22 protein-coding genes and 1 tRNA gene are annotated in these 22,590 nt (G+C 69.0%); 11 read left to right on the plus strand and 12 right to left on the minus strand.

Features of this window, described 5'->3' with window-relative positions:
* Positions 1–76: 76 nt before the first annotated feature.
* The 5 genes from PKE78_RS03250 to PKE78_RS03270 form a co-directional block, all read right to left on the minus strand.
* On the minus strand, positions 77–772 hold the full coding sequence (locus tag PKE78_RS03250; protein WP_271199404.1) for a cyclase family protein: 696 nt from the start codon (positions 770–772) through the stop codon (positions 77–79).
* 42 nt (positions 773–814) lie between these two features.
* On the minus strand, positions 815–1,561 hold the full coding sequence (locus PKE78_RS03255) for an ABC transporter ATP-binding protein (protein ID WP_271199405.1): 747 nt from the start codon (positions 1,559–1,561) through the stop codon (positions 815–817).
* The gene (locus PKE78_RS03260; protein ID WP_271199406.1) at positions 1,558–3,354 is read right to left on the minus strand and encodes a branched-chain amino acid ABC transporter ATP-binding protein/permease; all 1,797 of its coding nucleotides are present in this window, start codon (positions 3,352–3,354) and stop codon (positions 1,558–1,560) included. Before PKE78_RS03260 ends, PKE78_RS03255 begins: the two co-directional genes overlap by 4 nt.
* The gene (locus PKE78_RS03265; protein WP_271199407.1) at positions 3,351–4,226 is read right to left on the minus strand and encodes a branched-chain amino acid ABC transporter permease; all 876 of its coding nucleotides are present in this window, start codon (positions 4,224–4,226) and stop codon (positions 3,351–3,353) included. Before PKE78_RS03265 ends, PKE78_RS03260 begins: the two co-directional genes overlap by 4 nt.
* 140 nt (positions 4,227–4,366) lie before the next feature.
* Positions 4,367–5,512, minus strand: a complete 1,146-nt coding sequence (locus tag PKE78_RS03270; RefSeq protein WP_271200059.1) for an ABC transporter substrate-binding protein — start codon at positions 5,510–5,512, stop codon at positions 4,367–4,369.
* Between PKE78_RS03270 and PKE78_RS03275 the strand changes: the two genes are divergently transcribed.
* The 3 genes from PKE78_RS03275 (at position 5,415) to PKE78_RS03285 (ending at position 8,226) form a co-directional block, all read left to right on the plus strand.
* A complete protein-coding gene (locus PKE78_RS03275) occupies positions 5,415–5,759 on the plus strand; it encodes a hypothetical protein (protein WP_271200091.1) in 345 nt (114 codons plus the stop codon). The genes PKE78_RS03270 and PKE78_RS03275 overlap by 98 nt on opposite strands.
* 108 nt (positions 5,760–5,867) lie before the next feature.
* Positions 5,868–6,827 (plus strand): LysR family transcriptional regulator, encoded by a 960-nt coding sequence (locus PKE78_RS03280; protein WP_271199408.1) that lies wholly within the window; start codon positions 5,868–5,870, stop codon positions 6,825–6,827.
* 106 nt (positions 6,828–6,933) lie between these two features.
* Positions 6,934–8,226: an MFS transporter gene (locus PKE78_RS03285; protein ID WP_271199409.1), complete on the plus strand. Its 1,293-nt coding sequence runs from the start codon at positions 6,934–6,936 to the stop codon at positions 8,224–8,226.
* A 22-nt stretch (positions 8,227–8,248) separates the two neighbouring features.
* Here PKE78_RS03285 and hemA read toward each other — a convergent pair whose 3' ends face one another.
* The 3 genes from hemA to PKE78_RS03300 all read right to left on the minus strand — a co-directional run bounded on the left by hemA (position 8,249) and on the right by PKE78_RS03300 (position 12,345).
* Positions 8,249–9,478, minus strand: coding sequence for a 5-aminolevulinate synthase (gene hemA, locus PKE78_RS03290; RefSeq protein WP_271199410.1), 1,230 nt, complete (start codon positions 9,476–9,478; stop codon positions 8,249–8,251).
* A 94-nt stretch (positions 9,479–9,572) separates the two neighbouring features.
* On the minus strand, positions 9,573–11,297 hold the full coding sequence (locus PKE78_RS03295) for an ABC transporter permease (protein WP_271199411.1): 1,725 nt from the start codon (positions 11,295–11,297) through the stop codon (positions 9,573–9,575).
* Positions 11,298–11,316: 19 nt separating this feature from the next.
* On the minus strand, positions 11,317–12,345 hold the full coding sequence (locus PKE78_RS03300) for an extracellular solute-binding protein (RefSeq protein WP_271199412.1): 1,029 nt from the start codon (positions 12,343–12,345) through the stop codon (positions 11,317–11,319).
* A 251-nt stretch (positions 12,346–12,596) separates the two neighbouring features.
* Here PKE78_RS03300 and dapB point away from each other — a divergent pair, with 251 nt between their 5' ends.
* The 3 genes from dapB (at position 12,597) to PKE78_RS03315 (ending at position 15,341) form a co-directional block, all read left to right on the plus strand.
* Positions 12,597–13,403: a 4-hydroxy-tetrahydrodipicolinate reductase gene (gene dapB, locus PKE78_RS03305; protein WP_271199413.1), complete on the plus strand. Its 807-nt coding sequence runs from the start codon at positions 12,597–12,599 to the stop codon at positions 13,401–13,403.
* A gap of 103 nt (positions 13,404–13,506) precedes the next feature.
* Positions 13,507–14,124 (plus strand): 2,3-bisphosphoglycerate-dependent phosphoglycerate mutase, encoded by a 618-nt coding sequence (locus PKE78_RS03310; protein WP_271199414.1) that lies wholly within the window; start codon positions 13,507–13,509, stop codon positions 14,122–14,124.
* A 104-nt stretch (positions 14,125–14,228) separates the two neighbouring features.
* Positions 14,229–15,341, plus strand: coding sequence for a TraB/GumN family protein (locus PKE78_RS03315; protein ID WP_271199415.1), 1,113 nt, complete (start codon positions 14,229–14,231; stop codon positions 15,339–15,341).
* Between the two features lie 3 nt (positions 15,342–15,344).
* On the opposite strand, the gene PKE78_RS03320 is transcribed toward PKE78_RS03315, so the two are convergent.
* Positions 15,345–16,244 (minus strand): methylated-DNA--[protein]-cysteine S-methyltransferase, encoded by a 900-nt coding sequence (locus PKE78_RS03320; protein ID WP_271199416.1) that lies wholly within the window; start codon positions 16,242–16,244, stop codon positions 15,345–15,347.
* A 121-nt stretch (positions 16,245–16,365) separates the two neighbouring features.
* Positions 16,366–16,899: a DUF2244 domain-containing protein gene (locus tag PKE78_RS03325; RefSeq protein WP_271199417.1), complete on the minus strand. Its 534-nt coding sequence runs from the start codon at positions 16,897–16,899 to the stop codon at positions 16,366–16,368.
* Positions 16,900–16,919: 20 nt separating this feature from the next.
* Here PKE78_RS03325 and nth point away from each other — a divergent pair, with 20 nt between their 5' ends.
* Positions 16,920–17,675: an endonuclease III gene (gene nth, locus PKE78_RS03330; protein ID WP_271199418.1), complete on the plus strand. Its 756-nt coding sequence runs from the start codon at positions 16,920–16,922 to the stop codon at positions 17,673–17,675.
* Positions 17,676–17,691: 16 nt separating this feature from the next.
* On the opposite strand, the gene PKE78_RS03335 is transcribed toward nth, so the two are convergent.
* Positions 17,692–18,318, minus strand: coding sequence for a TIGR00645 family protein (locus tag PKE78_RS03335; protein ID WP_271199419.1), 627 nt, complete (start codon positions 18,316–18,318; stop codon positions 17,692–17,694).
* Between the two features lie 124 nt (positions 18,319–18,442).
* A complete protein-coding gene (locus tag PKE78_RS03340) occupies positions 18,443–18,760 on the minus strand; it encodes a hypothetical protein (protein ID WP_271199420.1) in 318 nt (105 codons plus the stop codon).
* A gap of 209 nt (positions 18,761–18,969) precedes the next feature.
* Here PKE78_RS03340 and PKE78_RS03345 point away from each other — a divergent pair.
* From PKE78_RS03345 to PKE78_RS03360, 4 genes are all read left to right on the plus strand, one after another.
* Positions 18,970–19,059 (plus strand) — tRNA-Ser (locus PKE78_RS03345).
* A 470-nt stretch (positions 19,060–19,529) separates the two neighbouring features.
* A complete protein-coding gene (locus PKE78_RS03350) occupies positions 19,530–20,003 on the plus strand; it encodes a MarR family winged helix-turn-helix transcriptional regulator (RefSeq protein ID WP_271199421.1) in 474 nt (157 codons plus the stop codon).
* 116 nt (positions 20,004–20,119) lie between these two features.
* Positions 20,120–21,520: a UbiD family decarboxylase gene (locus PKE78_RS03355; RefSeq protein ID WP_271199422.1), complete on the plus strand. Its 1,401-nt coding sequence runs from the start codon at positions 20,120–20,122 to the stop codon at positions 21,518–21,520.
* A 62-nt stretch (positions 21,521–21,582) separates the two neighbouring features.
* Positions 21,583–22,575, plus strand: a complete 993-nt coding sequence (locus PKE78_RS03360; protein ID WP_271199423.1) for a TAXI family TRAP transporter solute-binding subunit — start codon at positions 21,583–21,585, stop codon at positions 22,573–22,575.
* Positions 22,576–22,590: the final 15 nt, after the last annotated feature.

The raw sequence follows: 22,590 nt of genomic DNA on the forward strand, positions 1-22,590 counted from the left end.
GCTTGACGGCGGCGCCCCCGCCGAAGCAAGCCGCGGACGCCCGGCAGGCGGCCGGCGAAGCCGGCGCGCAGGGGCGTCAGTTCACGATGGCGAAGGCGCGGACCGGCGAGCCAGAGCCGCCCTTGAACTTGATCGGCGCGCCGAAGAACTGGAATTCGCCGGCGCCGACCAGCTCCTGGAGGTTGACGAGCCACTCCCAGTGGCTGACGCCGAGATCGCGGCAGAGTCGGTGCTGGGCGAAGATGTCGTCGGTCGGCTTGTCGGTCGAGGGTCCTTCGACGCCGTGCATCTTGGAGCCGCGGTCATAGAGCCACTTCGTGGCTTCGACGGTGAGCAGCGGGTTCTTCCAGACCGAGTCGAGGCTCGGATAGTTGCGGGCGTGGAAGCCGGTGCAGAGCAGCACTATGTGGCCGTCGACCTTGACGCCGGCCTTCTCCTCGGCCGCCTCCATGTCGGCGACGGTGATGTCGCCGAGGTCGGGGATGTGGCGCAGGTCGAAGCAGAGCGCCTTGCCCATGAACATCTCAAGCGGCATCTCGTCGATCGGCTTGCCGTCGGGGTTCACGTGCTTGAACGCGTCCACATGGGTGCCGACGTGGTCGAGCATGGCGATGAAGTTCGTCTGGAAGGTCATCGCGTCGCCGGGCACGCCGAGGTTGAAGGACTTCGAACGCTCGTGGCTGAGATGGGTGGTGATGACCGGCCGCTGGAACAGCTTGTGGGCCGGCATGTTGTCTTCGACGGTCAGGCTGAGATCGACGACGCGGGACATGGATACGCTCCTTGGGGTGTTGTTCGATCGCGACGGCGCGGGCTAGTGCGCCTTGCCGAGGAAGGCGGCCATCACCTCCGGGTCGCGGGCGAGCTCCCGGGAGGGGCCCTCCTTCGCGACGATTCCGTTGGAGATGACGTAGGTGTGGTCGGCGATGGCGAGCGCGTGGGCGGCGAGCTGCTCGACCAGCAGGATGGTGAGCCCTTGGCGGTTCAGATCGCGCAGCACGCCGATGAGCTGGTCGACGATCTTCGGCGCGAGGCCGAGCGACAGCTCGTCGATCACGAACAGCTCGGGCTCCGCCATCAGGCCGCGGGCGATCGCGAGCATCTGCTGCTCGCCGCCCGACATGGAGCCGGCGAGCTGGCCGAGGCGCTCGCGAAGCCGCGGGAACATCTCCAGCACCCGCTCGCGGGTCTGGCGCGCGCGCTCGCCCTTGAGCCCGCCATGGACATAGGCGCCGAGCGTCAGGTTGTCGTCGACCGTCTGGTCGGGGAACAGTAGCCGCCCCTCTGGCGCCATGACGAGGCCGCGGCGGACCTTGGCGTCGGCGGTCAGGCGCGTGGTGTCCTCGCCCCGGAACCGCACCTCGCCCCGGCTCGGCCGCACGAGGCCGGTCGCGCCGCGCACCAGCGACGACTTACCGGCGCCGTTCGCGCCGATGACCGCCACGAGCTGGCCGCGCTTCACGGTCATGGACACGTCGCGCACGGCGACCGCCGCGCCATAGCGGATCTCGAGATTCCGGATCTCGAGCAGGGTCTCGTTCGGCGTCGCGGGGGCGCTCACGACGCGGCCTCCGCGAACTCGCCGTGGGCGACGGGCGTGCCGAAGTAAGCCTCGATCACGCGGGGATCGTTCTGGACGACGCCGGGGCGGTCGCTCGCGATCACCTGGCCGTAATCCAGCACCGTCACCGTGTCGGCGACCGCCATGATCAGGTCGACATGGTGCTCGATCAGCAGAACCGAGACGCCCGAGGCCGCGATCTTCCGGATCATCGCCGCAAGGTCGTCGATCTCTTGGGTGGTCAGGCCGGCGGCCGGCTCGTCCAGCAGCAGCAGGCGCGGCCGGGCGGCCAGCGCGCGGGCGATCTCGAGCCGGCGCTGCAGGCCGAACGGCAGGTAGCGGGCGGCCTCGTTGGCGTGCTCCGTCAGGCCGACGAAGGCGAGCAGGCCGACCGCCGCCGCGCGCAGGGCCCGCTCCTCGCGGCGCTGCCGCGGGGTGCGCAGCAGGGCGTCGGCGAGCCCGTAGCTGAGCCCGATCTGGCCGCCGACCATGACGTTCTCGATCACGGTGAGGTCGCCGAACAGTTCGGTGTTCTGGAAGGTGCGGGCGAGGCCGAGCTTCGCGATCTCGTGCTGGCGCTTGCCCGTGAGGTCCTCGCCGTCGATCCCGAACGAGCCAGACGTCGGCCGGTAGACGCCCGAGATCGCGTTGACGAAGGTGGACTTGCCGGCGCCGTTCGGCCCGATCAGCGCATGCACCTCGCCGCCTTTCACTCGGACATTCGCGGCCGAGAGCGCCGTAAGCCCGCCGAACCGGACCGTCAGCCCGTCCGTGACGAGCTCGGCGGTGGCCCCGCGGGCGGCGGGCGCGAGGTCCGCCTGGGCCGACGCGATCTCCGCCTCGGAAAGTCCGCGCGCCGGAGGCCTCAGCCGCTTCAGCACGAAGCCGGCCGTTCCGAGCACGCCGCGCGGCAGCACGAACATCACGATCAGCAGCAGCGCGCCGTAGGCGAATTTCTGCCAGAGCTGGAACTCCTGCAGGTACTCCGGCAGGTAGGTCAGCGTGAAGGCGCCCAGCACCGGGCCGAAGGTGGTCGCCGCGCCGCCGAGGATCACCATCAGTAGGAAGCGGACGCTGTCGGAGAAGGTGAAGATGTCCGGCGAGATGTACTGGTTCAGGAAGCTGTAGAACACCCCGGCGACGCCCGCCGTCACCGCCGCCGCCACGAAGGCGAGGATGCGCATCCCGGTGGCGTTGATCCCGAGCGAGCGCGCCGCGATCTCGCTCTGGGAGACGGCGAGCATGGCGCGGCCGTAGGCGGAGACCTTGAGGTTGTGCGCGGCGAGCGTGGCGAGCAGCAGCGTCACCGCAAGCACGCCGTAGAAGCCATAGCCGGAGAGCTCGTAGCCGAGCACGTTCGGCATGGGCACGCCGCTGAGGCCGGTCGTGCCGCCGGTGAGCGACGACCACTCGATCGCGACGTTCTCGACGATGATGCCGAAGGCGATGGTGACGACCGCGAGATAGACGCCGCGCACCCGGACCGTCGGATAGGCGAGCGCGACGCCGGCGACGCCGGCCACCACCGCGGCGCCGATCGAGGCCGTTATCAGGTCCGCGCCGAGACGGACCGCGAGAATCGCGCCCGTATAGGAGCCGAGCGCGAACAGGCCGGCCTGGCCGAGCGAGACGAGGCCGGTGAGGCCGACCAGCACGTTCAGGCCGACCGCGATCAGACCGTAGATCAGGAACAGCATGAACAGGCGGAGTTCGTACTCGTTCTCCGCGGTGAGCGGCACGGCGACGAGCAGACCCGCGAGGGCGATGAAGCCGAGGAGGTGCAGCCGGCTCATACCTTCACCGTCTCGCGCTTGCCGAACAGGCCCTGCGGAAAGGCGAGCAGCACCGCGATCATCACGCCGAAGGCGACGATCTCGCGCGCGGCGGTCGAGATGTAGCCCTCGACGAATTTCTCCAGCACGCCGAAGGCGAGGCCGGCGACGAGGACGCCGGGCGCGCTCGTGATGCCGCCGATGATCGCGACCGCGAAGCCCTTGAGGCCGATCAGCACGCCCATGGTGGCGGAGGCCTGGATGACGGGAGCGACGAGGACGCCGGCGCCGGCGCCGAGCACCGCAGCGATGCCGAAGGACAGCGCCACGATGCGGTTGACGTTGATCCCCATCAGCGCGGCCGCTCGCTTGTCGTGGGCGACGGCCCGCATGGCGCGGCCGACCAGCGTGCGCTTCTGGGCGAGGCCGAGGCCGAGCGTGAGCAGCACCGCGACAGCAGGGATCAGCAGCTCCTGCGGATAGACGCCCGCGCCGAAAACGCTGATCGGCCGATCGACGCCCGGCGAAGGCAGCGCCCGGGAGAAGCCGCCGAACTGCATGGTGGCGAGGCTCTCCGCCATGATGCCGATCGCGATCGTCGCAAGCATCCAGCCGATCGAGTTGGCCTCCGCCGTGAACGGCCGCACGGCGATCCGTTCGAGCGCGACGCCGAACACCGCGCCGGCGAGGATCGACAGCGAGCAGGCGAGCCAGACCGGCATTCCGGCGTCGACGCCGAGCACGGCGAGGACCGCGCCGATCATCAGCGTATCGCCATGGGCGAAGTTCACCGCCTTGGCGGTCGACCACATGATGTGGAAACCGAGCGCGACGAGCGCGTAGACGCCGCCGATGGCGAGGCCGGACAGCGTGTATTGCAGGACTGTGGTCATGGGCTGGGCTGCTCTGCGTCAGACGTCGCGGACGGCTCCGGGGTGGGAGCCGCCCGCGCCCGTTCGGGCCGAAGGTTGGGACGACGGTCCGAAGGGTTCGAGAACGGCGGCCGCGCGGACAGGCGGGCCGCCGTCCGGGGTCAGTTGGTCTTGCCGTAGGGCGTCTGCTCGATCGGCAGCAGCTTGCCATCCTGCCAGGCGGTGAGCTTGTAGTACTTGGGCAGGATGGCGTCCTGACGCTCCGGGTCGGAGGCGTCGAAGGCGGGATCGTAGTTCGCCACGAGGCCTTCGAGCTTCACCTGGTAGAGCGCCTCGCGCACCTTGGCCCAGTCGTAGGCGCCCGCCTTCTCGATCGCCTGCGCGATGATGTAGACGGCGTCGTAGGCGTTGCCCACGCCCGAGCTCATCTTGATGTCCTGCGGATTCTTGAGACCGTACTTCGCGGAGATCTTGTCCCAGAGCGCCTTCTTCTTCGGGTCCATCTCGCCCATGAAGGTGTAGGTCTGGACGACCTGGACGCCGTTGGCGAGCGGGCCTGCGAGTTCGCCGAGATTGCCGGCGATGCCCCAGGCGCCGATGATCGTCGGCTTGTAGCCGACCTTGTCCATCGAGCGCAGGATCTGGTTGCCCTCGCGGTCGAGCGCCCAGAACAGCACCACGTCGGCCCCGGCGTCGCGCGCGCGGATCGCCTGGGGCGTCATGTCCTGATCATTCCAGTTGAAGGTCTCGGTCGCGACGAGCTCCTTGCCGGCGGCCTTCATCGCCGCCTGCACGTCCGGCAGCGCGCCGTTGCCCCAGCCGGTGTTCTCGTAGAAGAACGCGACCTTGCCGGTCTTGGACTGCGCCATCGCCTTCTCGACAAGGAAGCGGGCGACCCATTTGTCCTTGGCGGAGACGCGGAACATATAGTTTGGCGACCGGCCGTTCTCGATCGCCTTGGTGTTGGCCGCAAGCACGCCGACGAAGGGAATGCCGATCGCGTTCACGGGCTCGGCCTGCGCCACCGACACGGTGGAGTGGTAGCCGCCGAGGATCGCGACGCATTTGTCGGCGAACGCGATGCGGCGGGTGTTGTCGACGCCGCGCGGCGGCGCGCCGGTGTCGTCGTACTGGATCAGCTTCAGCGGCTCGCCCAGCACGCCGCCCTTGGCGTTGATCTCCTCGATCGCGATCTCGGCGCCCATCTTGATGGCCGCCCCGCCGAAGGCCGCAGGCCCAGTCGTCGCGACCGAGTTTCCAATACAAGCCGCCTTCTGCGCCAGCGCAGCCGTTGGAGAGAGCGCGATCCCCACAAACGCCAGCCAGCGAAACGCATGCGATAATCTGGACGACGTCATGGTTTCTCTCTCCGAGATCATACCGCGCTGCGGCTTAATGGATGCGCATATCTTCGCGCCGTATCTGAGGCTGACGGAGACGCGCCTCACGATCAAAGACGGTTTTCCGATGACAGCTATCGGCTCCGCCTATGACTTAAAGTTTGCGCAGACAATAAAGCCACATCTAATCGTATATCGCATTGTTTTGAAATAATTTTTTCAACAGTGCGAGCCATAATCTATGCATATGATATAATTCTAGGCAGGCCTCAGAAACCGCCGTCATGCAGGCTTCTGACCTCAATCGCGAGGATCGTCTCCCATGGATTTGCGCCAGCTCCGCTACTTCGTGCAGATCGCCGAGAGCGGAAACTTCTCCCGCGCGGCGGAGGTGTTGCGCGTCGCCCAGCCCTCGCTCAGCCAGCAGATCCGCAATCTGGAGGAGGAGCTCGGCGTTGAGCTCCTGATCCGGCACGCGCGCGGAGTGACGACGACCGAGCTCGGCCAGCGGTTCTGCGAGCGAGCGCGTCGCATTCTCGAAGAGGCCGACGGCGCGAAGGCCGACCTGCGCTCGCTCGCGGAAAGCCCCGCCGGCCGCGTCTCGGTTGGCCTGCCCACCTCCGCCGCCCGCGGGCTGGCGCCCCATCTCTACCAGGCCTTCGCGAAGCGCCTGCCGAACGTCCGGCTGCATGTGGTCGAGGCGATGAGCGGCTATCTCGACGAGCTCATCCAGGCCGGCCGCCTCGACGTCGCGCTGCTTTACGACCACAAGGCGTTCGAGAACGTCGCTTGGACGGAGATGATGGTCGAGGAGCTGTTCCTGTTCGTGCCCACGGGGCATGCGCTGGCCGCCCGCGGCGAGATCGCGTTCGCCCGGCTGTTCGACCTGCCGCTGGTGCTGCCCGGCCGGCCCAATGTGCTGCGGACCGTGATCGAGCAGATCGCCGCGCGCAACGACCTGACGCCGCGCGCGGTCGACTGCGACAGCCTGCCTGCGATCGCCAGCATGGTGCGCTCCGGCGGCTTCGTCGGGGTCATGCCGCGCTTCGCCTTCGCCGACGAAATCGAGCGCGGCGAACTCGACACCGTGCGCATCGTCGATCCGACGCCGTCGTGGCGGTTGTCGGTCGTGGTGTCGAAGCGCACGCTCAACCTCCGCATCGCCGACCTGACGGCGCGGCTTATGGCGGACGTGATCGCCGAGCTCGTCCGCCAGGGACTTTGGCCCGCGAAGCTGACCACGCTCGACCGCCAGACCGCCGCGAAGCGAAGGACGGGGTGAATTCAGCCCCGACGACGCGCGTCTGACGCTTGTCGCGATTGTGCGGGAACGCCAACGACGGTAAGGCCATGCGCTTTCCGCCAAGCTCCGCCGAAAGCGCCGCCTCGTGACCACCTCCGCCGACGCCCCGAAGAACTCTCCCGCTCGCGTGCTGTTCGCCAGCCTCGTGGGCACGACCATCGAGTTCTTCGACTTCTACATCTACGCGACCGCCGCCGTGCTGGTGTTCCCGAAGCTGTTCTTCCCGTCGAGCGATCCGTCCTCGGCGATGCTCCAGTCGTTCGCGACCTTCGCGATCGCCTTCTTCGCGCGCCCGATCGGCGCGGCGGTGTTCGGGCATTTCGGCGACCGCGTCGGCCGCAAAGCGACGCTCGTCGCGGCCCTGATGTTGATGGGCTTCTCGACGGTCGCGATCGGGCTGCTGCCGACCTATGCGCAGATCGGCGTTGCGGCGCCGCTGCTGCTCGCCTTCTTCCGGCTCGGGCAGGGCCTCGGCCTCGGCGGCGAATGGGGCGGCGCGGTGCTGCTCGCGACCGAGAACGCGCCGAAGGGCAAGGAGGCCTGGTACGGCATGTTCCCGCAGCTCGGCGCGCCGATCGGCTTCATCTGCTCCGCGCTCAGCTTCCTCGTGCTGTCCTGGACGCTGACCGACGAGCAGTTCTTCGCCTGGGGCTGGCGCATCCCCTTCGTCGCGAGCGCGCTGCTCGTGATCGTCGGGCTCTATGTGCGGCTCAAGATCACCGAGACGCCGGCCTTCCGCGCCGCGCTGGAGCGGCATGAGCGCGTGCGGGTGCCGATGGCGGTGGTGCTGAAGGACCATGCCGGCCTGCTCGTGCTCGGCACGCTCGGCGCGACCGCGACCTTTACGGTGTTCTACCTGATGACCGTGTTCGCGCTCAGCTGGGGCACGGGCGTGCTGAACTACAGCCGCGGCGAGTTCCTGCCGCTGCAGATGCTGGGCATGGTGGCGTTCGGGCTGACGATCCCGTTCGCCGCCCGCATCGCCGACCGCGTCGGCCGCGAGCGGGCGCTGATCTGGGCGACGGTCGGCATCTTCCTGTTCGGCTTCCTGTTCGAGCCGCTGTTCGGCGCCGGCGACGTGGTCAGCGTCGCGCTGTTCCTGGTGCTCGGCCTCGGTCTGATGGGCTGCACCTACGGCCCGCTCAGCGCGGCCTTGGCGGAGCTGTTCCCGACCGCGGTGCGCTACACCGGCGCCTCGCTGACCTTCAATCTCGCCGGCATCCTCGGCGCCTCGCCCGCGCCCTATGTCGCGACCTACCTCGCCAAGGCCTACGGCCTCGCGGCCGTCGGCTGGTACCTGTCGGCGATGGCTCTGCTGACGGGAGTGGCGCTCATCGCCGTGGCGCGGCGTCGGGAGACGCCGGCGCTCGCGGTCTGAAGGCGCGGACCGGCGGCGGAGCTTACTCCGCCGCCTGCGCCATCTGGCGGCGCGGCAGGTCGAGCTTCTCCCACACCGCGTCGAGCGCGCGGGCGAGCTTCGCGATCAGCGCGTCGTCATGGAACGGCGTCGGCGTGATCCGGAGCCGCTCCGTGCCGCGGGGCACGGTCGGGTAGTTGATCGGCTGGATGTAGATGCCGTGGTCGGCCAGCAGCGCGTCGGAGGCGGCTTTCGCCATCTCCGGGCAGCCGACGAACACCGGCACGATGTGGGTCTCGGAATCCATCACCGGCAGGCCGCGGTCGGCGAGCGCGGCCTTGGTCCGGGCCGCCTGCGCCTGATGGCGCTCGCGCTCGGCTTGCGAGGCCTTGAGATGTGCGACCGAGGCGCGGGCGGCGGCCGCGATCGCCGGCGGCATGGCGGTCGTGAAGATGAAGCCCGGCGCGTAGGAGCGCACGGCGTCCACCAGCGAACGCGTGCCGGCGATGTAGCCGCCGATGACGCCGAAGGCCTTGGCGAGCGTGCCCTCGATCACGTCCACGCGGTGCATCACACCCTCGCGCTCGGCGATGCCGGCGCCGCGGGGGCCGTACATGCCCACCGCATGGACCTCGTCCAGATAGGTCATCGCGCCGTAGCGTTCGGCGAGGTCGCAGAACGCCTTGATCGGCGCCACGTCCCCGTCCATCGAGTAGACGCTCTCGAACGCGATCAGCTTCGGGCGCGCCGGGTCGGCCTCCTTGAGCATGCGCTCGAGGTCGGCGACGTCGTTGTGCCGGAAGATTTTCTTCTCGCAGCCCGAGCCGCGCACGCCCGCGATCATCGAGGCGTGGTTCAGCTCGTCGGAGAGGATGAGACAGTCCGGCAGCAGCCGGGCGATGGTCGAGATGCCGGCCTCGTTGGAGACGTAGCCGGAGGAGAACACCAGCGCCGCGTCCTTGCCGTGCAGATCCGCGAGCTCGCGCTCGAGCAGGACCAGCGGATGGTTGGTGCCGGCGATGTTGCGGGTGCCGCCTGCCCCCGCGCCGACGCGCTCGGCGGTCTCCGTCATCGCGCGGATGACGGACGGGTGCTGGCCCATGCCGAGGTAGTCGTTGGAGCACCACATGACCACGTCGCGCGCGCCGTCCGGCGCATGCCACGTCGCGTGCGGGAACGACCCCGCGCGGCGTTCGAGATCGGCGAAAACGCGGTAGCGCTTCTCGAGGTGAAGCTGCTCGACCGCGTTGCGGAAGACGTCGTCGTACTTCATCGGCCTCTCTTTTCGCCGACACGTCATAATCATTCTAGTGCGGAATGTCGCGGGTCGAACATCGCGAAGCGACAGAACGCCGCGTGATAATTCGTCAGGGGCGGATGATCGCGTCGACCGGCGCGTCGTCATCCGTTTGAGACGACGACCATCGCCGCGCGCTGGCGCGGGCGACCAGCACGACGGGGGCGAGGCCCGTGAGAACGATGGCGATCGCGGCCACCGCGCCGCTTTCGTAGCTGCCGCGCGAGGCTTCCGCGTAGACGTGGGTGGCGAGCGTTTCGAAGTTGAACGGCCTCAGCAGAAGGGTGGCCGACAGCTCCTTCATGCAGTCCACGAAGACCAGCAATGCGGCGGCGCCGAGGGCGGGTCCTGCGAGCGGAACGTGGATGCGGCGCGCCACGCCGCCCGGCCGCTCGCCGAGATTGCGCGCGGCGTGGTCGAGCGTCGTCGGGATCTTGGCGAGCCCCGCTTCGACGCCCCCGGCGGGGATGGCGAGGAACCGCACCACATAAGCGTAGATCAGCGCGGCTCCCGAGCCGGACAGCAGCAGCCCGGTCGAGAGGCCGAAGAACTCACGGGCCGCGCCGTCGATCATGTTGTCGAAGGCGGCGAGCGGCGTCAGCAGGCCGACCGCGAGCACGGTGCCCGGCATGGCGTAGCCGACGCTCGCGGCGCGCAGGGTGAAGCGCGCCGGGCCGCCGCGCCCGATTCGCACGGCGTAGGCCACGACGAAGCCGAGCGTCACCGCGATCACGGTCGCGACCGACGCGAACAGCACGGTGTTCAGGGTCTCCTGCAGGATTTGCGGCGGCAGGCCGAACTCCGCGATCCGGCGCCAGGCCTCGCGCAGCAGATAGGCGAAGGGGGCGACGAAGCCGGCGAGGATCGGCAGCGCGCAGCCGATCACGCAGGCGGCCTGCCCTAGCGCGCCGGGCGTGCGCCGCGCGGCGCCCCGGACCCCGCGCGCGCCGGAGGACACCGTCTGCCGGCGGCGCGCCCAGCGTTCGAGCGCGACCAGCAGCACCACGATCGCGAGCATCGCCAGCGCGATCTGCGCCGCGCCCTCGACGCTCGATCGGTTCACCCAGGTCGTGTAGATCGACACCGTCAGGGTGCGGACGCCGAGGAACTCGGCCGCGCCGATGTCGTTCAGCGCCTCCATCAGCGCCAGCGAGACGCCGACCGCGATCGCCGGCCGCGCGAGCGGCAGCGCGACCAGGAAGAACGTCCGCAGGCCTCCGGCGCCGAGCGTGCGCGCGACCTCCAGCACCGTCGCCGACTGCATCAAGAACATGGAGCGGGCGGTGAGGTAGACGTAGGGGTAGAGCACCGATCCCAGCAGGAAGACGCATCCGCCCATGGAGCGGATCTCCGGAAACCAGAGGTCGCGCGGGTTCTGGACCCCGAGCGCGCTCCGCAGCGCGGTCTGCACGGGGCCGATCGGGTGCAGGATGTCGAGATAGGCGAAAGCCGCGATGTATGTCGGGATCGCGAGCGGCAGCAGCAGCGCCCAGTCGAACATGGCGCGGCCGGGAAAACGGTAGGCCGAGACGATCCAGGCGGTGCCCACTCCGACCACGGCGACCACGGCGCCGACGCCGGCGAGCAGGGTCGCGGATTCGATCAGCGCACGCGGCAGAACGGTCGCGATCAGATGCGGCCAAAGATCGCCCGAGCCGCGCAGGGCGAGCCCGACGAGGCCCGCCACCGGCGCGAGCGTCAGGGCGGCGACGACGGCGCTGGCCGTGAGCCAGCGCCGCCCGTCCCGCGGGGCGGCGGCGACGCGGGCGTCGCCGCCGTGCGTCGCGACGGTCATCGCCGCGTCGGCTCCGGGATCAGTCGTTGAAGCCGACTTCGTCGACCAGCGCGGCCGCGGCCTTTCGGTTCTTGGCGATCTCGACCAGCGGGTGGTCGTCGGGCTCGAACGTCCCGAACGCCTCGACGATCGGGTCGGTCTTGGCGCCCGCCTTCACCGGGTACTCATAGTTCGTCTCGGCGAACAGCTTCTGGCCCTGGTCCGTCACCAGGAATTCCAGCAGCTTCACGGCCTCGTCGCGGTTCGGCGCGTTCTTGGCGACGACCGCGCCGGAGACGTTGGCGTGCGTGCCGCCGCTCTTGGCGAAGGTCGGCAGGATGACGTTGATCGAATCGGCCCAGGTCTTCTGATCGGCGCCGCCTTTGCCGGAGCGCATCAGGCCGACGTAGTAGGAGTTGCCAATCGCGAGGTCACAGGTTCCGGCGAGGATGTCCTTGGCGCCCTCGCGGTCGCCGCCGCTCGGCTTGCGGGCGAGATTGGCCTTGAGGCCGGTGAGCCAAGCCTTGGCCCCGTCCTTGCCGTCCTTGTCGATGACGGCCGCGATCAGCGACGTGTTGTAAGGGTGCTGGCCCGAGCGGATGCAGACCTTGCCCTTCCACTTCGGGTCGGCGAGCTCCTCGTAGGTCAGCGCCTTCAGATCCGGCAGCCGGTCCTTTGAGGCGTAGACGACGCGGGCGCGCATGCTGGTCGCGAACCAGCGGCCCTCGGGATCGCGGAACGCCGGCGGGATCGCGGCGTCGAGCGCCGCGGACTTGATCGGCTGAGCGAGCCCCTTGTCGACGAGGTCGATGAGGTTGCCGTAGTCGACGACCATCAGGATGTCGGCGGGCGATGCGGCGCCCTCGGCGGCCACGCGCTCCGCAAGGCCCTCCTTGATGAAGATGGCGTTGACCTTGGTCCCGGTCGCTTTGGTGTAGGCGTCGAGCATGGGCTGGATCAGCCCCGGCTCGCGCGTGGTGTAAATGTTCACTTCGGCGGCGAGCGCGGGCGTCGCGGCGCCGAACAGCGCGCAGGCGGCGGCGAGGCGGGAGATCAGACGAGCGGTCATCACGGCGTTCCCCGATATGCGGCGCTCGCCCTCCGGGGCGATGTCGTTTCGTCCGCCGCAACGCGCGTCGTACGTCCGGCGCCGGCGGCGGTCAATCGGCTTCCCCAAGCTGTCATAAGCATGGAATTAGAATAGTTTGAAGGAATGTCCGCGAAGCGGGAGCCACCGTTTCGCACGGGCGCTACCGACCTGCTATAGCAGCGCCCGTAGCCCAACCGCCGCATCACGTTTTCCGCATAAGGACGCCCGCCATGCGCCTCATCGTTGCAGGAACCTCCGGCCGCATGGGTCGCGCGCTGGTGCGGGCGATCGGCGAGACGGAGGGCGTCGAGCTGGCCGGCGCGCTCGAGCGCCCGGGCTCCGAGCATCTCGGTCGCGACGCCGGCGAACTCGCCGGTTTAGGGCCGCTCGGCATCGTCGTGACGGACGACGCGCTGCCGCTCGTCGCGGCGGCGGACGGCATCCTCGATTTCACGGCGCCCGAGGCGAGCGTCGCCCTGTCCGAACTCGCCGCGCAGGCGCGCATCGTGCACGTCATCGGCACGACGGGCTTCTCGACGGCGCAGATCGCGCGGCTCGACGCCGCGGCCCGCCACGGCGTCATCGTGCGTTCGGGCAACATGAGCCTAGGCGTCAACCTGCTTGCGGCGCTGGTGCGCCAGGCGGCGCGCGCGCTGGGGCCCGACTGGGACGTCGAGATCGTCGAGATGCACCACCGGCTGAAGGTCGACGCGCCGTCCGGCACCGCTCTGCTGCTCGGCCAGGCCGCCGCGGAAGGCCGCGAGATCGCCCTCGCCGAAAGCGCGGTTCGCGTCCGGGACGGCCACACCGGCGCCCGCGTCGAAGGGACGATCGGCTTCGCCACGCTGCGCGGCGGCACCGTCGTCGGCGACCATTCGGTGATCCTCGCGGGGCCCGGCGAGCGCGTCGAACTGGGGCACCGGGCCGAGGACCGCATGATCTTCGCCCGCGGCGCCGTGAAGGCCGCCCTCTGGGGTTTCCGGCGCAAGCCCGGCCATTACGGCATGGCCGACGTGCTGGGCCTTCAGCCCGCCTGAACGCCACGCAAAGCTTCGTGCAAAGGCCGTGCGGCTAGGCTAAGGATCGCGCGGCGTCGCCACAGCTCGCCGATCCGACCGCCCCTTCCGCCGGAGCAGCCGCATGCAACGTCGCCTCGTCCTCGTCCGCCATGGCCAGAGCGAGTGGAACCTCAAGAACCTCTTCACAGGTTGGAAGGATCCCGGACTGACGGAAAAGGGCGTCGAAGAGGCCAAGGCGGCCGGGGCGCGCCTCAAGGCGCAGGACATAAAGTTCGACGTCGCCTTCACCTCCAAGCTGCAGCGCGCCCAGCGCACCAACGACCTGATCCTGGCCGAGCTCGGCCAGCGCGTGCCCGTCATCGAGGACGCGGCGCTGAACGAGCGCGACTACGGCGAGCTCACCGGCCTGAACAAGGACGACGCCCGCAAGACCTGGGGCGAGCAGAAGGTGCTGATGTGGCGCCGGTCCTACGAGGTGCCGCCGCCCGGCGGCGAGTCGCTGCGCGACACCGTCGCCCGCGCGCTGCCGTACTTCGTGCGCGAAATCCTGCCGCGCGTGCTGAACGGGGAGCAGACGCTCGTGACCGCCCACGGCAATTCGCTGCGCGCGCTGATCATGGTGCTGGAGCGTCTGACGCCCGAGGCGCTGCTCCGTCGCGAGCTGTTCACCGGGGCGCCCATCATCTACGACGTCAACCCGGACTCGACGATCGCCGCGATCAAGGATCTCGCCGGCTGACAAGCCGGCTCTCTGGAAGTCGGCGCGGACGCGTCCAGTCATGAAGAAATGATTGGCCGCGCCGCCAAAGCGCGCCATCATTTCGGGTCATGGCGACATGGTCGATGCGGCACAGCGGTCGGGCGCAGCGTGGGTTTCGCGCGGCGCTGGTCGCGTTCGGCCTTGTCACGACCACGCTGTCGCCCGCGTCCGCCGCCGAGAACGCGCCGGCGATCCCCACGCCCTCTCCCTCCGATGACGCCAATGCGGTCCATGCGGCCGCTGAAATCCGCGCACAGGGCGGCCAGCTCGAGCCCTGCGCGGGCGTCGACCTGGTCAAGGCGCTGCAGGCGAGCGATCCGGCCGGCTTCGCGGCGTTCGAGGACGCCGCCCGCAACGTCGTGAACGGACAGGGCTTGCTCTGGCGCGTCGAGCGGCCGGGCGGCCGACCGTCCTACCTGTTCGGCACGATGCATTCGACCGACGCGGAGGCCAAGGATTTCGACGACCTGGTCATACGCGCGCTCGCACGCTCCAATGTGGTCGCGATCGAACTGCCGGGCGCGAGCACTCGTCGCGTCGCCGGCGAGCTTCGCCGCCTGGTCGCGAACCGGTCCTACCGCCCCACCGGCGGCGCGCTGCGGCTGCTCCCCGAGCATGTGAGACCCGACGTCGAGCGGCGTATCGCGCAAGCCGGCATCCCGCCGGGCGTCGCGGACCAACTGCAGCCTTGGTATCTCGCGCTTGCCCTGTCGCGCTCGACCTGCGCCGCGACGCCCAAGAGCACGGATACGGAAACCGCGGATGGACGCATCGAGCGTCTCGCCCACGAACAGGGATCGGACGTGGTCGCGCTCGAAACCCCGCTCGAGCAGGTCGAGGCTCTGGCCTCGGTGCCGGACGGCGTCGCCGTGCGCATGCTCAAGGACGCGGCCGAGCGCGGCATGAAGCCCGAGGACGTCGAGAGCACGATCACCGGGCTCTACCGGACGCGGCGGATCGGCTACCTGCTCGCGATGCGAGGCCCGACCTGGGCCGGCGTGTTCGACGTCGACGGCTACGCCGATTTTCTGTCGGCGTTCATCACCCGCCGCAACGCCTCGATGCTGGATCGCGCGCTGCCCATTCTGTCGCGCGGCGAAGCCTTCCTTGCGGTCGGCGCCCTGCACCTGCCGGGGCCGAGCGGCCTGGTCGAGATGATCCGCCGCTCCGGCTATCTGGTGACGCGCATCTGGTGAGGCTCAGGCGACGGCGCCGTCCTCCGCCGGACGGTCGCCGCGCCGCTTCGCGGTCTCCCAGCCCAGCATCGCGCGCTTGCGGGTCAGGCCCCAGTGGTAGCCGGTCAGCGCGCCGTCGCGGCCGATCACCCGGTGACAGGGCACCACGAAGGAGATCGGGTTCTTCCCCACCGCCGCTCCCACCGCGCGCGCGGCCTTCGGGCGGCCGATGGTCTGCGCGATGTCGCCATAGGTGGTGGCGCGGCCGAGCGGAACGCCGAGCAGCGTCCGCCACACGGTCACCTCGAAGTCTGTGCCGATCAAAACCACGCGCAGCGGCCGATCCGGGCTCCAGCAGGCGGGATCGAACGCCTGCGCCGCATAAGGTCCGATCGCGGCGTCGTCGCGCGCGAAGCCCGCCGCCGGCCAGCGCCGCGCCAGATCGCGATAGGCTTCCTGCACCCCGCCCGCCTGGTCGGCGAAGCCTATGCCGCACAGCCCGCGGTCGGTCGCGGTCAGCACCGCCACGCCGAACGGCGACGGCGCGACGCCCCAGCGGATGACGAGCCCGGCACCGCCGGTCTTGAAGTCGCCCGGCGACATCGCCTCGTGGGTGACGAACAGATCGTGCAGCCGCCCCGGCCCTGAAAGGCCGAGTTCGTAGGAGGCGTCGAGCAGGTTGACGTCGTCGCGGCGTAGCAGATCGCGGGCCCGGTCGAGCGTCACCGCCTGCAGGAAGGCTTTCGGCGACAGCCCGCACCAGCGGCGGAACACGTGATGCAGATGCGAGGGCGACAGCCCGACGACGTCCGCGACCTGCTCCACCGTCGGCTGCGAGCGGAAGCGGGTCGTCAGATGTTCGAGCGCGCGCCGGACCACGTCGTAGTCCGCGGCCGCCGCGGAGGGTTCGGGCGTCAGAGCCATGGAAGCGTCGCCGAGGGCCGGTGAGGGGGCGTCCAACATGTCCGGCCTCCGGTGAAGATGCGGTTCCTCGCCACCATGGCGGCCAGGCGGCCTGGCGGACACCCGAAACCGACGGCCGCGGTCACCGTTCGGCGGGCGAGAGCGCGCCGCGCCGGGCCTTGGCGAGCGCGGCTCCGAACGCGTCGGCGAACTCGGCGCGTTCGCCCGGCGACAGCGCGCGTGCGACGTCGAGCGACGCCTGCCGTTCCCAGATCGCGACGCGGGTCATGCCGAAATCCTCATCGGTCTCGGTCTCGAGCCGCACCCACAGCGGGTTGAACCGCCACACGCTCTCCACGCCGCGCGGGCTGATCCTGCGCACGACCAGCTCAACATAGGTGAGGACGACGCGCTCGCAGGCGCGCGCCTGCGCGAAGCTCGCCCGGAGCGCGAGCCAAAGCAGCAGCGCGTCGAGCCCGAAGAAGCCAACCACCGGCCAGGCGCCGACGAGGAAGAACGGCACGCTGACGATCGCCGAGAGGATGGCGAAGCCGCCGATCAGGATCGCCGCGCCGCGCGATCCGAGCGACCGGTGCGGGGTGATCACCGCGGCGAACACCTCGGCGTCGGCCGCGTCCGGGGATCTCGCGCTCGGCGCTCTGGCGTCTTCGCCCATGGGTTCAGTATAACCCGCCCATGCCGCCTCGCCAGACCTCCCCCCGCGCCGCCGCGCGGAAATCCGCCACCGCGCGCAAGGCCCCCGCGAAGGCGCCCGCGCATCGGAAAGCGGCCGCGCCCGAACGGCTGCCGCCAGCGGTGGTCGAGGAGATGTTCCGCCGCTTCCACGCCCGCGACCCGGAGCCGCGAGGGGAGCTGGAGCACGTCGATCCTTACACGCTGCTGGTGGCGGTCGTGCTTTCGGCGCAGGCGACCGACGTCGGCGTCAACAAGGCGACGCGCCGCCTTTACGCCGAAGCAGCGACGCCCGAGGCGATGGTCGCGCTCGGCGAGGAGCGGGTGCGCGAGCACATCCGGACGATCGGCCTCTACCGCGCCAAGGCGAAGAACGTCATCGCGCTGTCGGAGCGTCTGATCGCGGAGCATGGCGGCGCGGTGCCGCCCTCGCGCGCCGCGCTGGAGCTGCTGCCGGGCGTCGGCCGCAAGACTGCGAACGTGGTTCTGAACGTCGCCTTCGGCGAGCCGACGATCGCGGTCGACACCCATCTGTTCCGGGTCGGCAACCGCACCCGGCTCGCGCCCGGCAGGACGCCGCTCGAGGTCGAGCTCGGGCTTGAGGCCGTGGTGCCGGACGCCTATCGGCGTCACGCCCATCACTGGCTGATCCTGCACGGGCGGTACGTCTGCAAGGCCCGCAAGCCGGACTGCCCGTCCTGCCTGATCGCGGACCTCTGCCCGTTCGAGCCCAAGACGACGGCCTCGCCGGTCGCCTGAGCGGCCGGCCGCGCCGTCAGTGCTCGGCGGCCTTGGCTCCCGCCTCGGCGCCGGCCGCGGCTCCGCGCTTCTCGGCCGCTTCCTTCGCGCGATGCTCCTCGGTGTCCTCGCCTTCGGGGTTCGGGGCGTGGCTGTCGCCTGATTTGCCGTGCGCCTGGTCGGTCAGCCAGTCGGAGAGCGCGAGGAACACGCCAGAGAGCACGAACACCGCGTGCACCACCGTCATCCAGTAGATGTCGCGATCGCTGGTCGCGCCGAGATCCATGAACGACTTCAGCAGCTGGATCGCCGAGATCGCGACGATCGACGCGATCAGCTTCATCTTGAGGCCGGAGAAGTCGACCTTGCCCATCCATTCCGGACGTTCGCTCTGGTCGTGCAGGTCCATCCGCGAGACGAAGTTCTCATAGCCCGAGAAGATGACGAGCAGGATGAGGTTGGCGGTGAGCGACAGGTCGATCAGCGACAGCGCGCCGAGGATGACCTGGCTTTCGGTCGCGTGCAGCACGCCTTCTGCGAAATGCACCAGCTCCTGCAGGAACTTGACCAGAAGCACCACCAGCCCGACGACAAGCCCCACATAGAAGGGCGCCATCAGCCAGCGGCTTGCGAAAAGTCCACGCTCCAGCGTCCGTGCGATCATCGTCTTCCCACGCCCCGGCGGCCTGCGCGCCGCGTTCTCCGACCCTCAGCAGGCCATGGCATGGCCGTGGCGGACCGGCAAGCGTCCCGATCGAGGGACGGTCGTCAGGCCGCGTCGCGGGCGGTCACGGCTCGACGCCGACCCGCCGCCGCGGCCGCCGGCCGAGGAGCATCAGCAGCACGCCGATGACGATGAGCGGCGCGAAAGTCGGCGACGCGAGGATCGAGGACAGGACCGGATTCTCGAGCGCCGGGACGCCAAGATCCGCGACGAAGCGCTTCACGCTCTCGAGCGTGTCGGGCGAGAACTGCGCCCAGGACTGGGCCGTCGGCGTGAGCGACAGAACGCCGGCCGCGATCGAGCGCGCGCCGTCGACCACCAGGGCGACGAAACCCGCGGCGAGAACGAGGAAGCCGAGGAGGCGAAGAAGGAATCGAATCATAGGCGTCGTCGAGCTTCCTGTTGGCGCGACGCGGGGACGTCGCGATCGCGGGAGAAGATGGGCCGGGACGGGCTCCGGGACAATCCGGGTTGCGAGCTTTGTCTCGGGGCGCGATCTCGCTATCTGCAGAGCGCGACGCGACGGAAGCTCTCACCCGCTCTGTCGCGCTTGTCACCGCGCCGTCCGCTTGATAATCCCTCGCCCTCGTTGGAGGGGTGGCCGAGTGGTTGAAGGCGCACGCCTGGAAAGTGTGTATGCGGGCAACCGTATCGCGGGTTCGAATCCCGCCCCCTCCGCCACGCAGTTTTTTTGAAGCGCCTTAGACCCCTCCTTTGTAGGGTTTGCTCGCCTCAGAGAAATTTCGTGTGTCTCGAAACGTATCCTGTTTCCGGATCGACCCGCCCTACTCCGCCGCGTCCGGCTTCCGCCCTGCGCCGCCCTCTATCGCCTGCAACTTGCCCAGCGCCGGCGGCAAATTTGGCGGGGTATCGAGAACGCCGCTTGCTTTCCGGCCAGTCGCGCGTATGCGCCGTCGAACAACCGCCTTTTTTCGAAGCGATCGGCGCGGTGCGGCCGGAAGCGACCGTCTCGGTGCGGTTTCAATCGACGAGCAGGCCACCGCTTTCCGACGACGAAACGCTCTCTCCTGAAAATCCCTGTTGGTCCTTCAAAATATCTCAGCGGCGGCCTTGTCGCTTAGGCGTCGATCCAGCAAGCCGATGACGGCTACGGCTCGGCTCGACGGGAGAATCCAACTGGAGCGCGCGACATGTCATTGAACGACGGCAAGGCGATCGAGTTGTTCGCGCGCCCCGGATTTCTCGTGCGCCGCCTGCACCAAATCTACGTCGCGATCTATCTGCAGGAATGTGAGGCCTTCGGCACCACGCCGGTCCAGACCAGCGTCATGCAGGTCGCCCACCTCAATCCCGGGATCGACCAAGCGAAGCTCGCGGCCGAGATCGGCGTCGATCGCACCACAACATCCAACGTCCTGGCGCGGCTCGAACGACGCGCGCTTGTGCGGCGCGAGAGCGATCTGCGGGACAAACGGCTCCGTCGCGTGTTTCTGGAGGCCGCCGGCGAGACCTTGCTCGCTGAAATGCGCGGCGCCCTCGACCGGGCTCATGGCCGCCTGATCGCGCCCCTGCCGGCCGAAGAGCGCGAGGCGTTCACCCGGACTCTGCGTCGGCTCGTCGAAGCCAACAATCTGCACAGCCGCACGTCTTTGCGCATTCTCTGACCAGAGAGGCGCTAATTTCTGACGTTGCGCCCGATCCAATCGTCAGCATGCTGATGATGTGTCGGGGCGAGGTTTATCGATCGCTTCCGGCAGCGTGATCCCCCGGGGCAATCGACGTGGCTTTTCAAAACGCTGATCCGCAAAGCCTGCGCGGCTTCCTCGACATGGTTGAGACGCGTTTCCCCGAGGAGATGCTGCGGGTTCGCCAGCAGGTCTCGTCGCGCTTCGAGCCGACGTCGCTGATCTTTGAGCTTGAGAAGGCTGGCCGCAGCCCGGTCGTCCTATTCGAGGACATCGACGGCAAGCCGATCCCGCTCGTCACCAATGTCGCGGCCAACCGCAGGCTGCTCGCGGCCTGCCTCGACGTCGACCCTTCCGACCTGCCGATGGCGTTCCGCGAGCGGGCGCAGAGATATCTGCCCTGTGAGACGGTCGCGAGCGCGCCATGGGACGAGGTCGTGCTGGAGGGCGACGACATCGACCTTACGGCGCTGCCGATCCCGCTGCAGTTCTCGGTGGACGCCGCGCCGTACATCACGGCTGGCCAGATCACGGCGCGCGATCCGGAAACCGGCGTCGACACCACAGGCTTCCACCGCCTGATGTTGAAAGGCAAGGACCGCCTCGGCGTCTCGCTGCATTCGCGCCGGCGCATGTACGAGTTCCACCGGCGGGCGGAGGCGAAGGGCGACAACCTGCCGGCCGCGATCGTGCTCGGCGTGCACCCGCTCCATTACATGGGCTCGATGACCTACGCCTATCCGCCGCATGTGCGGAAGTTCGAGATCATCGGAGGCCTGTTCGGCGAGCCCTATCGCCTCGCGCGCTGCGGGGTGGCCGACCTTGAGGTTCCGGCGGGGGCCGAGATCGTCATCGAAGGCGAGATTCTCGCCGGCGTTCACGAGCCCGAGGGACCGTTCGGCGAGTTCACGGGCTACGCCTCCTACCGCTCGACCCAGAACGTTTTCGTGGCCAAGCGCGTGCGCATGCGGCGCGACGCCATGCTGCACAGCGTCACGGCCGGCATGGCCAAGGATCACATCCTGATCTCCTGCGTCACGCGCGAAGGCGAGATCCTCAACGCGCTCAAGCGCAACCTGCCCAACGTTCAGGCGGTGCACGTGCCGCACTCGACCTGCGGGGCCTTCATGGCGGTGGTCTCGCTCAAGAAGATCGCCGACGGCGAGCCGCAGATGGCCGCGATGGCGGCGCTCTCGACCGAACTTTACACGAAGTACGTCATCGTCGTGGACGACGACGTCGACATCTTCGACATGAACGACGTGTTCTGGGCGATCGCGACGCGGGTGCGCGCCGAGAAGGACATCTTCTTCGTGCCGGGCTGCAAGGGCGCGATCCTCGATCCGAGCTCGGACCCCGAGAACTTCACCCTCACCAAGATGGGCGTCGACGCGACCCGTCCCACGGGCCGGGACTTCGCCGAGCGCCTCGTCATCTCCGACGAGCAGCGCGCGCGCGCCCGTTCGATCCTCGCCGAGGCCGGCGTCGCGCTCTGAGGGCGCGGCGACCCTATCGGCTCACCAGCCGGGCGTCGCCCGGCGAGCATGGGAGCAAGGGCATGGCACGACTGACAACCTTCCGCGCGGGCCTTGCGGCCGCCATCCTCGCCGTCTCGCCGGCCGCGGCGGAGGCCCCGGTCAAGCTGCGGATGGCGACGGTCGGCGTCGGCTCGGCTTGGTACAATTACGGCGCCGGCATCGCCGACATGGTGCGGCCGAAGCTGCCTGCGGGCTCCAGCATCGACGTGCTGCCGATCGCCGGCGGCGTCGGCAACATCAAGCTCATTCAGAACGGCGAGGCTGAACTCGGCATCTCCTTCGCCGTGACCTCCGCAGAGGGATGCGGCGGGTTCGGAACCTTCAAGTCGAAGCAGGACAAGGTGCGCGGCCTCATCGGCGGGCTCGACGTCTACTATCTCGCGGCCTTCGTCACCAAGGCCTCGGGCGTGACGTCCTGGAGCGACATCGCCGAGGGGAAGAACAAGTTTCACCTGCTCACCACCAAGGCCGGCGGCACCGGCGAGCAGGGCGTGCGGCAGATCCTGTCGCTGCTCGGCTCCAGCAAGGAGGCGGTCGCGGGCAAGGGCGGCATGATCGAGGCGACCGAGCGTTCGGGCGCTGCGGAGTCGATCAAAGACGGGCAGGCGGACGGCTGGGCGCATGTCGTGACCAAGGGCCATCCCGCCGCGACCCAGATCACGACCGTCAACGACACGATCATGCTTCCGCTGCCCGAAGAGGTCATCAAAGGCATGGTCGAGAAGTACGGCTGGTCGACCGCGACCGTGCCGGCCGGAACCTTCAAGGGCCAGCCCGATCCGATCCCGACCGTGATGGCCGCCTCCAACATCCTCGTCAGCGCGGACGTGCCCGACGAGGTCGCCTACGCTTTCGTGAAGACGATCATCGAAGAGGCCCCGAAGCTCTCCAAGATCCACGCCGGTCTCGCCGACTTCGATCCCAAGAAGGCCGGCGAAGCTTCGCTCAACGGCAACTGCCCGATGCATCCGGGGGCCGCGAAATACTTCAAGGAAGCCGGACTGACCAACTGAGGTCCGGGACGTCGG

The organism is Methylopila turkensis, from assembly GCF_027922325.1.
Classification (GTDB): Bacteria; Pseudomonadota; Alphaproteobacteria; order Rhizobiales; family Methylopilaceae; genus Methylopila; species Methylopila turkensis.